This is a genomic window from Tenacibaculum sp. Mcav3-52 (assembly GCF_022347665.1).
In the GTDB taxonomy this organism is placed as follows: Bacteria; Bacteroidota; Bacteroidia; order Flavobacteriales; family Flavobacteriaceae; genus Polaribacter; species Polaribacter mesophilus.
In genome coordinates this window covers 1-14,733 of the sequence record NZ_JAKRGE010000006.1, presented here as the reverse complement: position 1 = coordinate 14,733, position 14,733 = coordinate 1, and the positions used below count along the sequence as shown (strand labels likewise).

15 protein-coding genes are annotated in these 14,733 nt (G+C 31.3%); 5 read left to right on the top strand and 10 right to left on the bottom strand.

What is annotated here, in order from left to right:
* The first annotated feature begins 9 nt into the window (after positions 1-9).
* Entirely contained in the window at positions 10-1,236 is a 1,227-nt protein-coding gene (gene manA / locus MHM83_RS13940) for a mannose-6-phosphate isomerase, class I (RefSeq protein WP_239180408.1), read from the top strand.
* A gap of 2 nt (positions 1,237-1,238) precedes the next feature.
* Here the strand turns inward: manA and MHM83_RS13935 are convergent, their stop codons facing one another.
* The 5 genes from MHM83_RS13935 to MHM83_RS13915 all read right to left on the bottom strand — a co-directional run bounded on the left by MHM83_RS13935 (position 1,239) and on the right by MHM83_RS13915 (position 4,765).
* Entirely contained in the window at positions 1,239-1,667 is a 429-nt protein-coding gene (locus MHM83_RS13935; protein WP_047788954.1) for a hypothetical protein, read from the bottom strand.
* The gene (locus tag MHM83_RS13930) at positions 1,667-2,218 is read right to left on the bottom strand and encodes a hypothetical protein (protein WP_239180406.1); all 552 of its coding nucleotides are present in this window, start codon (positions 2,216-2,218) and stop codon (positions 1,667-1,669) included. Before MHM83_RS13930 ends, MHM83_RS13935 begins: the two co-directional genes overlap by 1 nt.
* A gap of 63 nt (positions 2,219-2,281) precedes the next feature.
* A complete protein-coding gene (locus MHM83_RS13925) occupies positions 2,282-3,277 on the bottom strand; it encodes a metal-dependent hydrolase (protein WP_047788953.1) in 996 nt (331 codons plus the stop codon).
* A gap of 24 nt (positions 3,278-3,301) precedes the next feature.
* Positions 3,302-4,099 (bottom strand): hypothetical protein, encoded by a 798-nt coding sequence (locus MHM83_RS13920; protein WP_239180404.1) that lies wholly within the window; start codon positions 4,097-4,099, stop codon positions 3,302-3,304.
* Positions 4,100-4,132: 33 nt separating this feature from the next.
* Complete coding sequence (locus tag MHM83_RS13915) at positions 4,133-4,765, bottom strand: hypothetical protein (RefSeq protein ID WP_239180402.1); 633 nt, start codon at positions 4,763-4,765, stop codon at positions 4,133-4,135.
* Between the two features lie 100 nt (positions 4,766-4,865).
* Here MHM83_RS13915 and MHM83_RS13910 point away from each other — a divergent pair, with 100 nt between their 5' ends.
* A complete protein-coding gene (locus tag MHM83_RS13910; protein ID WP_239180400.1) occupies positions 4,866-5,333 on the top strand; it encodes a 2Fe-2S iron-sulfur cluster-binding protein in 468 nt (155 codons plus the stop codon).
* Positions 5,334-5,444: 111 nt separating this feature from the next.
* On the opposite strand, the gene MHM83_RS13905 is transcribed toward MHM83_RS13910, so the two are convergent.
* The 4 genes from MHM83_RS13905 to MHM83_RS13890 form a co-directional block, all read right to left on the bottom strand.
* Positions 5,445-6,581 carry an alkene reductase gene (locus MHM83_RS13905; protein WP_239180398.1) on the bottom strand — a complete coding sequence of 379 codons (1,137 nt, stop codon included), beginning with the start codon at positions 6,579-6,581 and terminating at the stop codon, positions 5,445-5,447.
* A 99-nt stretch (positions 6,582-6,680) separates the two neighbouring features.
* Positions 6,681-7,067: a hypothetical protein gene (locus MHM83_RS13900; RefSeq protein ID WP_239180396.1), complete on the bottom strand. Its 387-nt coding sequence runs from the start codon at positions 7,065-7,067 to the stop codon at positions 6,681-6,683.
* A 13-nt stretch (positions 7,068-7,080) separates the two neighbouring features.
* Positions 7,081-7,593 carry a GNAT family N-acetyltransferase gene (locus tag MHM83_RS13895; RefSeq protein WP_047788939.1) on the bottom strand — a complete coding sequence of 171 codons (513 nt, stop codon included), beginning with the start codon at positions 7,591-7,593 and terminating at the stop codon, positions 7,081-7,083.
* A gap of 183 nt (positions 7,594-7,776) precedes the next feature.
* On the bottom strand, positions 7,777-8,760 hold the full coding sequence (locus MHM83_RS13890; protein WP_239180394.1) for a polysaccharide deacetylase family protein: 984 nt from the start codon (positions 8,758-8,760) through the stop codon (positions 7,777-7,779).
* A 99-nt stretch (positions 8,761-8,859) separates the two neighbouring features.
* Between MHM83_RS13890 and MHM83_RS13885 the strand changes: the two genes are divergently transcribed.
* Complete coding sequence (locus MHM83_RS13885; protein ID WP_239180392.1) at positions 8,860-9,699, top strand: AraC family transcriptional regulator; 840 nt, start codon at positions 8,860-8,862, stop codon at positions 9,697-9,699.
* Between the two features lie 30 nt (positions 9,700-9,729).
* On the opposite strand, the gene mnmE is transcribed toward MHM83_RS13885, so the two are convergent.
* The gene (mnmE, locus tag MHM83_RS13880) at positions 9,730-11,124 is read right to left on the bottom strand and encodes a tRNA uridine-5-carboxymethylaminomethyl(34) synthesis GTPase MnmE (protein ID WP_239180390.1); all 1,395 of its coding nucleotides are present in this window, start codon (positions 11,122-11,124) and stop codon (positions 9,730-9,732) included.
* A gap of 372 nt (positions 11,125-11,496) precedes the next feature.
* On the opposite strand from mnmE, the gene MHM83_RS13875 reads away from it, so the two are divergent.
* On the top strand, positions 11,497-11,973 hold the full coding sequence (locus MHM83_RS13875; RefSeq protein ID WP_047788936.1) for a hypothetical protein: 477 nt from the start codon (positions 11,497-11,499) through the stop codon (positions 11,971-11,973).
* 43 nt (positions 11,974-12,016) lie between these two features.
* A partial coding sequence (locus MHM83_RS13870; protein WP_441351203.1) for an HYR-like domain-containing protein occupies positions 12,017-14,733 on the top strand: 2,717 nt, incomplete at its 3' end.

The following is a 14,733-nucleotide window of genomic DNA, read 5'->3' as shown; positions in this document are numbered from 1 at the left end:
TATTAAGATATGATTAATGAAGCTACACAAACATTTAATTTATTAGCGCTTACAGGGCAGATTCAAAATTATGATTGGGGAGGTGATAATTATATCACAAAGTTGTTAAAAAGAAAAAACGACGGAAAAAAAATAGCAGAGTACTGGTTAGGAGCACACAGAAAAGCTCCATCTATAATAAAAACATCTGTTGGAAATCAAACTTTAGATAATTTTTTAAAAAGAAACTTAAAAAAATGTTTAGGTAAAAGAGTAGCAAGAAAATACGGAAGATTACCTTTTTTATTTAAAGTGTTAGATGTAAAAAAGACATTGTCAATTCAGGTTCATCCTTCAAAAAAAAATGCAGAAAAAGGATTTAAGGAAGAAAATATTTTAGGAATTCCATTAACAGCACCTTACAGAAACTATAAAGATGATAATCACAAGCCGGAAATTATGGTTGCTTTGAGTGAATTTTGGTTATTACACGGTTTCTTACCCAAAAGTAAATTAATAACAAGATTAGAAGAAACACCAGAATTTAAAAAGTTAGTTAATATATTTAAAGAAGAAGGATATTTTGGATTATATAAAAATGTGATGGAAAAATCAAATGAAGAAGTATATGAAATATTAAAACCTTTAATAGATAGAATTACTCCATTATATAAGAACAAAAAATTAGATAAAAATAGTCCTGACTTTTGGGCAGCAAAAGTTGTTGATGAATCTACAAATAATAAAAAACTAGATAGAGGAATTTTTTCTATATACTTTTTTAACATAATGAAATTAAATAAAGGAGAAGCTGTTTTCCAAAAAGAGGGAGTACCCCATGCTTATTTAGAAGGTCAAAATATAGAATTAATGGCTAATTCAGATAATGTTTTAAGAGGAGGTTTAACAAAAAAACATGTAGATGTTGCTGAGCTATTGAAGAATATTGTTTTTGAAGAAACAAATCCAGAAGTTTTGTATGGTTGTTTGAAAAAAGATAATTTAGAAAGAGTGTATGAGACAGAAGCAAAAGATTTTGAATTGAGTAAAATTAATATTGGAGAAAGTCAAGTATACAAGGCAAAATCTAGATCAGTAGAAATTTTAATAGTCATTGATGGAGAGATAGAAATAGTAGAAACAAAATCTGTTTTAAATTTAAAAAAGGGACAATCAGCCCTCTTAAAAGCAGGAAGTATTTATAAAATAACTTCTAAAAAGAAAGCAACAATTTACAAGGCAAAAGTACCTTATTAAAATTAAAGTTTTTTCAATAAGCCTTTTTTCTTTTTTGAAGCTTTTAAAAGTCGGATAAGATTGTTCATTCCAATAACAACTAATATAGAAATACAAGCGGCTGTACCTAATGCGCCTCCATAACCATTAAAAAAAGTAGGACTAACCGTATAGATAAATCCAAAAACAATTCCTGCAAAAATAATTGAAGTATAGTTACGAGTAAGTTTACTAGAGGTCATACCAACAAAAGAAGCACCAAAAAATACCCAAGGAATTTGATTGGCTATATCTTCAGAAAATAACTCAGAAAAAAGAGAACATGTACTAGCAACAAAAAGAGTGAGTAGAGCAGAAGCTCTTACAGGACCCTGTTTGTATTTTGTACTTACTAAAAACGTTAAAAAAGCCCCAAGTATGCTTGTTAAATATATTGATATGGTGGTAAGCACTATGAAAGAATTAAAAGAAATAACGATGAAATAACTACACTACCAAAGGCAAGAGTACCCAGTTTACCACCAACTCCATTAAAAAGGTTTTTAGAGAGTATAAAAAAAATACCCGCTATGATACCTGCAATAATTATAAGGCTATAATCAATAGCAACGTTTTTTTGTGACATTCCTACAAAACAACCACAATACATAGCATTGGGAATATTTTGTAAAACCTTCGACTTTTTATTTAAATCAGGCAAAAAAGAAGCAACTGTACCAATAAGTGTTGCTGCAAAAACAGAATTTAATTTAGTGAAAAGATGTAAGTAACTTGTAAGTATAGCTCCAATTATAACAAAAATTACTACATAGAATGGCTCAAAATCTACTCTTTTAATTTTAAAAAACTTTATGTAACTATAAATTATAAGTGTAGTAATAAGTGTTGTTAACGATAGTATTGTAAAAGTATTTTTATGCTCAAACAATAATGCAGTAATAAATGCAAATTGAGTAAGAACTAAAAAAATGATAGAAAAAAAGTGAAAATATTTTTGTCTCAAAACAGAGTTATTCTGCAATTATAATATAATGGCAAATTTACGGTATAAACTATGATTTATCAATTAATTTCCTTGAATTCTAACCCAAAGATCTGTTAATAATTGTTTAGCTTTTTCACGATTTCTAGGCACTTCGTTTATAACTATTTTATTTTGCTTTTTTGTTATTTGAAAACTAAAAGCAAACTGCTGAAAATTAGGAGCTACGCTTAATAATCCAAAACGTAAATCATTTAAATAAATTAAATTATTCTTTTCTGAAATTGTATACCAACCTTTGGTAATTTTAATAAGTCGTTTTATTGAAACATTATTTTTATAATCGTCTAATAAATGATGATTTTTAGGGTAGGAATAAAATTCAATTGGTTTAGTATCAAAAAAAGAATAATAACCTATTAGATAAGCATCATCTGTTTCAACATTTGCAGACCATAAAATGGTGTTAAAAGGCGTAGGTTTGGTTTCTATTTCTTTATAAGAAATCCCTTGTTCTTTTAAAGCATGTGAAAATTTAGAGTAAGTGATTCCTTTAATAACAAGGGTAATTGCCATGTAAGAGCTACTAATAATTAGTCCTAAATTGTTATACTTTGTTCTTTTAGCTGTCCCTTTACGTTGAAACATTGCCATTAGTAGAAATACTAAGAAAGGTAATGTGTATAAAGGGTCAATAACAAATATATTTTTAAAAGCTAACCGCAAATCAAGTGGCCAAAAAAGTTGAGTTCCCCAAGTGGTATGTGCGTCTAGAATTGGATGTGTTATAAATCCCCAAAACATAAGTAGAGCCCATTCTTTAGTGGAGGCATTTTTTTCATATAAAGAGATAAGCCAACCAAAAATCCACCCGAAAACAATTGCAAAAAATACAGAATGTGTAAAACCTCTGTGTATTTCTAGAGCAGTAACAGTGTCAAAAAGCTTACCAACATAAACATCTAAGTCTGGAATAGTACCAGCGATGGCACCATAAAGCATTGCTTTGTTTCCTACTTTTTTACCTAATACAGCTTCTCCAACAGCTGCCCCAAGAACAATTTGTGTGAGTGAATCCATTAGGCAAAAATACTTATAAAACGGTTAGTAAATAGTGTTATAATATTCGTTAATCCATTTTGTAGGATATTTATTATATAAATCGTTAAGAAGTAACTTGTTTGCTTCGGAAGTTTTAAAATCTTTATAAAAACTACCAAGAACCCAAACAGTTTCTCTAGATAACTCTCTTTTATGACACTCTAAAAGAACTTGCTTCGATTTTATTGAAGAGTCTGTTAATAGTAATACTAAAGCTCCCGCTGTTTCAAAATTGAACTCATTAAAGAAAGGCGTTATTTTTTGAGCTCTTTTTAAGAGTATTTCATTCTCTAAAAAAAGAGATGCTTTTAGTTTTTTTCGTAAACTAGGATAGCTAGTATATGAGTTCACCTTGATAACAAATTTTAAGTTTTCTAAAAACTCGCTATACTTTGTATTGTACAGGTTTTCTATATCATTTAGTGAGTTCACTCCAAAGAGTAAATATACCGTACTAGGTCTTAAAATATTAATATTATATCCCTCACCAAGAGACGAAAGTGTTTTTTCAATTCCTTTTAAGAAAAGAGGGTAATTGTTTTCTTTTACTTTTGTAATAATACCTAATCTAGAGGCGTGAAAATAAGCATCAATAATTTTTTGCTTGTCTATTCCTTTTAAAGCTTTTGTTAGTGTTGCATTAATATCATAATGACGATACGGATAAAATTGACCTTGAAATTTATGGAGTAAAGCTTCGTTTTCGCTTTCAATAAAAAGATCAATAATTTTACTTGTGGTAAGTTTACCTAAAGATTGATATTTTTTTTCTTGTAACTGTATTATTATCTCTCTTTCCATTTATGAGATGTGTTTTATTAATTGTTGATGTTTTTAATGAAAAACTATAGCTGCTTTGTTGTGAATACTATGTTTTGCAGCTTTGAACAACTCACACCAAACTAGTTTTTCTTTCCAAAAATTTTCTTCTGCGTTTATTGATTTATTTACAGCTTCAATATTTACAATAGTATCGTCTTCATCTAGTTGAATATTAAGCTTATTTGCTATAAATTTTAATTCCTTAAATAGAGTGTATGACGAACCAATCATTGCACCATCAGTAGGAATTTCATCATTATCAAAAACAATATCGATAAAATCTACAGGAACATAAAAACCTGTACAATCTGAATGACATATAAGATGACAAGTAAGGTCTGATGCATGATCATCTATAATAGAATCTTCACTAGGCTTACTGTTAGGGCTAAATGGAATAGGAGTCCAATCTTCATATTCGGCACAATAAGCATAAAAACGCCTTAAGTGATGAATAAAATCGTAAGAAAACCCACCAAGTTCTAAAGAACCACCTTCTAATTCGGTTGGTTCTTCGTAAGGTGTAAGCCCATTTAATTCTAGTAGTTTGTTAACATCTTTAAATACTGAAGAATAATGTTTAAAAGCTTCTTCATCCATTTCTTTAAAGCTAGCAAGTGCTCCGCTAGTAATGTATAATCCCATCTTTTGTTTTTTAATTTAATTGCTTGTAAAAGTATAAACAAGTATAAGTAGAAAGTAATCTGTTTTATAAGCGTAGTTAACCGTTGTAAATTTGAAAAAAATGAATCTACTTCCAGATACACAAAGTAATATAATTTCTCCCTATGCGCAGAATGCAGAATATTTTATCTGTGGGCCTGGTACTATGATAGAAAATACTCAAAAAGTATTACAGAGTATGGATGTTCCAGATACTCGAATTCTTATTGAAAGCTTTGGAGGAGGAAGATTAGAAGAAACTACAGAAGTCATCGATAATGCTCATTTAACTGCTAGTTTAGATGGAGAAGAAATAAACATACATATTCCAAAGGGTAAAACTATATTACGCGCTATGTTAGATAATAATTATAATCCTCCATATTCATGTGAAGGAGGAGTATGTTCTAGCTGTATGTGTAAATTGAACAAAGGAGAAGTTTTTATGAAAAAGAATCTTACTTTATCTGAAGAAGATGTTAAAGAAGGATATATTTTAAGTTGTCAAAGTCTTCCCTTAACACAAGATATAGAAATTGTTTTTGAATAATTTTATACAATAGTTTCGAACAAATAGAAAACAAAGTATTATGTATAATTACTACTTATAAAGTTTTGGGTAAGCCCCAACTCCAGGCTAGGGAGTCGGTAGCTTCAGGCTTTATTTTTCTTCAATAGTATCCATGCTTCCTTGTTTCAAAAAAGGATAATCTGTATATCCTCTAGCATCCCCACCACCAAATAACGTATGAGTATTAGTAATTTTGTTTAATGGAGCATTTAGTTTTACTCTTATCGGATAATCGGGGTTCGTAAAAAAATTGCGTCCAAACCCAATTAAATCAACCAGCTCTTTTTCTAGTAAATCTTCTCCTTGTTCAGGTGTTTTATTTCCTCTAGCAATAATAGTTTTGCTAAATGTTTTACGTAGGTTCCCTCTAAAATTATTAGGAATTTCAGGAGCATCATCCCAATCTGCTTCACATAAATGTAAATAGGTAATTCCAATATTTTCAAGTTCTTGAGTAGCAATCATTATAGTGTCTAATATTTCAGGATCATTCATGTCTTTAAAACTAATAAAAGGGGAGAGGCGAACTCCGGTTTTTTCATTACCTATTTCCTGAGCAACTGCTTGAGTGATTTCGGTTAGTAATCGAACTCTATTATCTTTAGTTCCCCCATATTCGTCAGTTCGTTGGTTAGAATTACTTCTTAAAAATTGGTCTATCAAATATCCATTGGCTCCGTGAATTTCAACACCATCAAAACCTGCTTCAATAGCATTTTTTGCCCCCGTTTTAAATTCTTCAATTACTTGATTAATGTCTGATTTTGTCATTGCTCTAGGTTCTTCTACAGGTACAAAAGTAGCATCACCATTGGGAGCTCCATCAAAAATATAAACATTGGTGTCTTTGGCAATTTTTTTAGAAGGAGCAATAGGTTGTAATCCGTTTACTTTAGAACTAGATACGCGACCAACATGCCATAGTTGTAAAAATATTTTACTTCCTTTTTTATGGACTTCGTCAGTAATTAATTTCCAACCTTCAATTTGTTCTTGTGTGTAAATTCCAGGTGTTTTAGCGTAGCCTTTTCCTTGTAATGAAACTTGAGTAGCTTCAGATATAATTATTCCTGCAGAAGCTCTCTGTCCGTAATATTCAGCCATTAGTTCATTAGGAATATCACCAGGCTGTGAGCTTCTAGAACGTGTCATGGGAGCCATTAAAAATCTATTTTTTAATGTCAAGCCATTTTTATTATAGGGTTGATACAACTTTTTAAAAGCCATGATTTACAAAGTTTTAATTGTTTAATAGTACAAATTTACTACGGTTTGAAGATGTTTTTGTTGTATAATTTCATGTTTTACTTGTGAAAATACATTGTCTTATTCCGCAAACTCTACAGTTGTAAAATGTAGGGTGGTAGTACCTATGTTTTCTAGATTATGTATAAAGTAGTTTTTAGTGCTTAAGTTATTAAAGTACTTAATATCATTAGGTTTATAGGATGTTTCAATTATAGAACCATTAGAAAAATAAGAACGAGAGTTACCCCTTGTATGACAAACATAAAAATAAGGTTTATCATGTTTATGAAACGGAAGACTTTTTCCGGGTTCCAATTCAATATGCCATATTTTAACACGTTTATTTTCTAATAATAATTGTTGTCCAATTTTATGACTATTAACTCCTAATTGAATGGCTTTTTTTAAGGATTCTGTCCAATGTACAGACCAATTCCCAGCGGTGTTTATGGTTTCTACTTTCATAAGAGTTTAATTATTAATTTATAGTATATAATAACCATTCTTTAAACTCATGCTTAGGAAGAATGATGTCTTTTTTAAAGCTGAAACCTAATTTATTGAGTAACTTTTGAGAGCCAGTATTACTAGGACGTGTAATAGCCACTAGGTTTTGAATTCTGAAATCATTTATAGCTACTTCTTTTATTTTTGAAGCACTTTCAAAGGCATATCCTTTACCTTCAAATTGAGGTAAAAAAGCAAAGCCAAAATCAATTCCATCAACTCCTTCACGATCATAAAGTCCCACAGTTCCTATTTTTTCATTATCAGATTGTCTAATTACAGTATAGCTAGAGTATCCTAATTGCTTGAGTTGCTCAAGCATAATTGTTTCAATATATTGCTTTGCATGAGTAGTAGAAGTTATGTTTCTATCTCCAATGTTTTCAATCCATTTAGGAGTATTAAATAAGTTGAAAATAAAGTCGGTATCTTCAGTATTTGTCGGTCGTATGATTAACCTCTCAGTTTGATATTGTGAACTCATTTATTTTGATTATTTACGGAATGTTACTTGGTTTGTTTTATCGAGCACTATGCTTTCAGGGTTCTTTAACCCTTTTAACTCCAATCTTTTTCTAATTGAAAAGGTAATTAGTTTTGCGCATTAATAATTGTTAGTGTACTAAATACAAGGTATAAATAGATTGCATGTTTCATGTTGATACTCTTATTTGTTAAATTTTATTTCGGCGTTATCAATTGGTGTATTAGGATCGTTTATTACCATTTTAGCAATATCATCTTTACGCATAAATACTACACCTTCATGTTGTTTTGCATATTCAATAAATTGATTTACAACATTAATTATTGCTGGAGTACCTCCAATTCTATCGTGTAAACTCACACTCATCATTCTTCTTTTAGAGGAACCTTCTTTATAAAGCTGATTGAATTCTGTTTTTAGTTGGAATAAGAATTGATCTGGCGACCAGTTTTTACCTGTAATATTTACAATGTCATTGTTACGCAACGTATAAGGCATTACAACAAAGTTTTTAGCTCTTACTTTAGTAATGAAAGGCTCATCACGACTTACATCATCAATATGATATAAAAAGTCAAGTTTTTGTAAAACCTTAAGAGTGTTGGGACTTCTACGTAACCAATTGGCATTGTATCCACGTCCTCTTTTTCCTGTAATTGCTTCTACTGTGTCAATTCCTTTTTTAACAAAGGCAAGTTCTTCTTCGTAACTTAAATTCCACTGATTGTCCCAAGCAATTCCGTGAGCAGCTATTTCGTGTCCTTTGTTGGCCATAGCCTTAGCGATTTCAGGATATTTTATTGCAGCTTCACCTACTACATGAGAGGTTACTTTTATATTGTGTTTATCCCATAAATCCATCATCCGCCACATTCCTTCTCTAGCTCCATAACGAAACCAGCTTTCAGCAGGCAAATCAGGATTTCCTTTAGGTAATGGGTTTCCTGAAAAAGGACTTTCAGCTCCTTCAGGTTGTCCTCCTGTTTCAAACTGCATTGAAAAAGAAATGACTAATTGTGCTCCGTTAGGCCAATAGCTTTTTTTTGCCACATTTTTTGTTGAAGTAGAACTTATTTTACGTGTATTCTTTTGCTCTTTTTTACAAGCATTTAATGTTAAGCTTACCGCTATGATAACCAATGCTATAATGCTATTATTTTTCATTTTATATTGTTTAATTAACTGTTGTGACTGCAAAATTAGCAGCTATTTTAAGTTATGCTGTTGTATGAATACATTGTATATTTGTATAAAAACATTCTAATGACACAACGTTTTTATATTACCAAGAACTTAGATGTATTTGAGTTTGATGCAGAGAAGGAGTGGGGCTACCCAAGACATAAGCACCATTTTTTTGAGTTGACTTTTGTTTTAAAAGGAAGCGGAAAACATGTTTTAAACGAAAGTGTTATTGGTTATAAAGAGGGAGATTTATTTTTTTTAACTCCAAAGGATGAACATGAGTTTATTATTGGTGAGCCAACAAAATTTGGAGTGCTAAAATTTACAGAACAGATGTTTTTAGAAAAGGCTACATTTTCTACAAGTACTTATTGGAGAAAGAATTTAGAGGCAGTAATTTTTCATCGAAACATTGTAGCTAAAAGTGTAATTAGTTGTGAAACAGATAAAGAGCAACTTTTTAGACTTTATCATTTGATAAAAAGTGAATTGCATAGTCCGTTAACTTACAGTCGTAATGTATTATCTGAATTGTTTGGAGCTTTGTTAATTATATTGTCGAGAAACTTAAAGTCTACATTAAAAAATAGTGGACATGTTTACGATAAGAATAAGGTAGATTTAATATTGACGTATATACGACAAAATGTACAAAATAAAGAACTTATAAAGGTTGATGTTATTGCAGAAACGTTTCATTTGTCACCAAACTATGTTGGTATTTTTGTAAAGAAACATACAGGTATATCCTTACAGCGTTATATAATGGAAACCAAAATAAAAATGGCAGAAAGCTTGTTAAAACAAAGTAGTTTAAGCATAGGTGAAATTGCTGAGAAAACAGGTTTTACAGACTCAAGTCATTTTAATAAAACATTTAAAAAGTACACGGGTAAAAATCCGAGCGAATATATTTAAATTCAATATTTTGTTGAAGAGTTTCGTTTTTTACTTCCCGATACAGAAATTTCCAAAAATGTGCCCTAAAATATCTTTATCCACATCATATTCACCTGTAATATTTCCTAAATGACGTAAGCATTCTCGAATATCTATAGCAAATAAATCAGAAGAAATATCTAACTCAATACCATTTTTAACAGAATTGATACTTTCCAAAGCTAAAGTTAATGCTTCAAAATGACGAGAGTTAGTAACAATGGTTTCATTATTACTTAAAGCTCCAGTATTGACTAACGAAATAAGTTCTTGTTTTAACTCGTCAACTCCAATATTTTGTTTTGCAGAAAGTAAAATTAAGTTTTCAATCTCAGATTGTAGAATAGAGGAGTCATGGCATGATAAGGTGTCTATTTTATTAGCTATAACTAATAAACGTTTATTTGGAAAACGTTGGTGTATAGTTTCAATTTCCTCTAAGAATAAGTCTTTAGAATGTATATACTTATTGGAGTCAATTAAAAATATAATTAATTGTGCGTTTTCTGCTTTTTCATATGCTTTTTTGATACCGATGTTTTCAACAACATCTTCAGTTTCTCTAATTCCAGCGGTATCGATAAAACGAAAAACAACACCATCAATAATTAATTCATCTTCAATAGCATCACGAGTTGTACCAGCAATATCAGATACGATAGCCTTTTCTTCATTAAGCAAAGCATTTAATAGAGTAGATTTTCCAACATTTGGTTCACCAATAATAGCTACAGGTATTCCATTTTTCATAGCATTCCCAAAGGCAAAAGAATCTATTAAACGTTTTAAAACTGCCGATATTTTAGCTACTAATTCTTTAAACTTGGTTCTATCAGCAAACTCTACGTCTTCACCAGAAAAATCGAGTTCTAACTCAATTAAAGCTGCAAAATCAAGTAGTTGTCCTCTTAATTCTTTTAGTTTATTGGTAATTCCTCCACGCATTTGCTGAATTGCCATTTGATGAGAAGCAGCAGAGTTTGAAGCAATCACATCAGCCACAGCTTCCGCTTGCGATAAATCCATTTTACCATTTAAAAAGGCACGCATGGTAAATTCACCATTATCAGCCATTCTACAACCATTTTGTAAGAAAAGTTGAATGATTTCTTGTTGAATAAAACTAGAACCATGACACGAAATTTCTACTACATCTTCACCTGTATATGAGTGCGGATTTTTAAAAATAGATACTAAAACTTGATCAATAACAACTCCATTATTCACAATATGACCTAAATGTAAGGTATGAGATTTTTGATTTAATAATGATTTATTTTTCTTTACAGAAGAGAAAAATGAATCCACAATTTTTATAGAATTTTCTCCAGAAAGTCTAATAATAGCAATAGCACCAACCCCTGCTGGTGTTGCTAAAGCAATAATTGTATCGTTTTGTATCATATCGCAAAATTACCTAATTTAGTAAGAAGTATTATAAAATATCAACAACATATTTTTACTAAACAAGTATGGGGAAAAACCCCTTTTTTAACTTTTCATTTTTTAAACCTAAAAATAAATGCTACTTTTGGTATAACTGTTTTTTAGAACTTAAAAAACGTTAATCCCTCAAAAATAATACTATTCCATTTAGTATTGGCTTCCTCGAAAAATCTTATTGTACATTCTTTATGTGTTATACTTATATAATACTCTGAAATGCGTACCTCTTAATTACCCTGCCCCCAAAATTACAGTTACCCCCACTTTTAAAGTTAGATATACAACTTTTATTGCTTGTATATGTAGTATAATAATTATAAAACAAATAATATGAGAAAAAATATTATTCAAAAACTACTGTATTTATTCTTTTTAGGTAGCGGTTTAAGTCTTTGTTCACAAAATTTAACAGAGTTATCGGTAGTTTCCTATAGTGATAAACCAGATTATGAAAGAGTGCATGTGCATAAACTAAAGATTAGCAATAATAGCATAGTAGAAAAAGAATATCGTTTTTCCATAAACAATGTACCGTGCAAAAATCAAGAAAAAATAGAAACGATATTAGAGTATTCATTATTAGATGAAAAAAAGAAACCTCTTATAAAAGCATTAAAAGTACTACCTAAAAGAAGTAAAATACTTTATTTAAAAATAACTAAACCATACAATATCAAATTAGGAAGTTGGAATTGTATAGAACTCCTGGTAAATGACCTTCAAGAGCAAGTGTCATTACAGAAAAAAGCTCCCTCTAGCAAGATTAATATAAAAACATATATACCAAATCAGAGTAATGACAATTAGACGATTAGCATAAGATTGTTGTTATTAGAAAAACTTAGAGGACATGAAAAAAATTACTAGTTTTACTTTATTTTTTATAGTGGTTTTTCTCGTTGCTGGCGGAAAATTAGAAGCCCAAATAAAAAAAGGATTCCAACCTAGATTTTCAGAAGCAGTTAAAGGAAATGTAACATTAATAGCAAATAATGTTTTATCAAGAAATAAAACAACGAGCTATATAGGAAGCGACGGAAACCATGACTTTAGTAATAACGTTTTTGTTGATATAGATAGTGATGCAAGTACATTCAATTCAAGTAGCGCAAACTTATCTAACCCAGAGCCAACAGTTAGTTGTTTAAGTATAAAGAAAGCATATTTATACTGGGCAGCAGCTGATAAAGAGGAAGACAATTCTGCAGATGAACCCAATTGGGATTATAATAAAGTAAAATTGCAATTACCAGGAAGTTTAGGTTATACAACTATAACTGCTGATGATGTTATTTATAGAGGAAGAGACGAGATAGGTCACTTTGTTAATGATCCATACATTTGTTTTAAGGATATCACAAGTGAAGTAAAAGCTTTGGCAACACCCTATGGAACTTATCAAGTAGCTAATATTAGGGCAAAGGAAGGAAGTTTGACTTCACATGGTGGAGGAAATACAGGAACTTCTGGAGGTTGGCAAATAGTATTTGTATATGAAAGCCCTACTTTACCAGCAAAAAATATATCGCTTTTTGATGGTTACGCACATGTTACAAGTAGTGTTAATAATTTTGAAATTGGATTTAGTGGTTTTCAAACAGTACCAACAGGAGATGTAGATGTAGATGTAGTAATAGGTGCCTTAGAAGGAGATAGAGATTTATCAGGAGACAGGTTACAAATAAAAAATACTAGTAACAATTGGGTAGATTTATCATATAGTTTAAGGAGTTCAAGTAATTTTTTTAATAGTAGAATAGCTAAAAATGGAAGTAACTTTATAGATAGAAATCCAGCTAGTACTAATACTTTAGGATTTGATGCAGATGTATTTGCTCTTAGTAATCCAGGAAATAGTATAATAGCTAACAATCAAACTTCTGCGACAATAAGATTAACATCAAACCAAGAAACATACGGACTCTTTTTAATAGGATTGTCTGTAGATGTTTGGAAACCAGATTTAGCCCCATTAATATTATCAAGCTCAACAAATACTAGTAGTGTAGAAGACACTGTTAGTTTTTCAGTCAATATAGAAAACAATGGTAATGACAATGTAAAAGACTTAACAATAGAAACAACAATACCTCAAGAAGTAGATTTAATAGAACCAATAATAGGGTTACCTTTTGGGGTTACTTATAGCTATAATACAACAACTAGATTATTAACCTTTGATGCTATTGATGGAATTACAGATGTTGGAGATACACCATATAGTTTAAGTTTTCAGGTGAAAGTAAAAAAACAGTGTTATTTTCTAGAAGAAATGTGTTCCGATAAATTTCAAATGCAATTAATAGCAACTTATGCAGGAGAAGAAAATAATAGTACACAAACAACTTTAAGTTCTAAATCAGTTGATTCTTGTGGCATAGGAGATAATTTACCTAATGAGATAAGTATTAACCAACCTGACGAGGCTAATTGGACAACTACAGTCGATTCATTAGATAGAACAGTGTCTTGTGAAGATAGTGCTGCCCTAGCTACGGCGCAATTACTTACACCAGAAGCAAGTTGTGATTTAACAATAACCAAAATACCTGGAAGTTTTGAGGCTTCAACAACTAATTGTCCTGTTATAGGAACATATACTAATATTTGGACATTTACAGATAGTTGTGGAAGAACAAGTGGACAATTTACCCAAACCATTACGGTAACTGATACTTCAGCACCCGTTTTATCAGCAACACCAGCCGATGTAAGTGTCGACTGTGAAGCAATCCCATCAGTACCAACTATCACTGCAACCGATAACTGTGATAGCGTAGTAGATGTAATCTTTACTGAAGTAAGCAATACAGTAGTAGACGGTTGTGGAGAGATTGTACGTCAATGGGAATCAACCGACAACTGTGGTAACACCGTAAGTCATACCCAAACCATTACAGTAACCGATACCACTGCACCCGTATTATCAGCAACACCAGCCGATGTAAGTGTCGACTGTGAAGCCATCCCATCAGTACCAACCATCACAGCAACCGATAATTGCGATAGCGTAGTAGACGTAGTCTTTACCGAAGTAAGCAATACAGTAGTAGACGGCTGTGGAGAGATTGTACGTCAATGGGAATCAACCGACAACTGTGGCAACACGGTAAGTCATACCCAAACCATTACAGTAACCGATACTACAGCACCCGTATTATCAGCAGCACCAGCCGATGTAAGTGTCGACTGTGAAGCCATACCAACAGTACCAACTATTACCGCAACCGATAACTGCGATAGCGTAGTAGATGTAGTTTTTACAGAAGTAAGCAATACAGTAGTAGACGGCTGTGGAGAGATTGTACGTCAATGGGAATCAACCGACAACTGTGGTAACACGGTAAGTCATACCCAAACCATTACGGTAACCGATACCATTGCGCCTGTATTATCAGCAGAACCAGCCGATGTAAGTGTCGACTGTGAAGCCATACCATCAGTACCAACTATCACTGCAACCGATAATTGCGATAGCGTAGTAGACGTAGTCTTTACCGAAGTAAGCAATACAGTAGTAGACGGCTGTGGAGAGATTGTACGTCAATGGGAATCAACCGACAACTG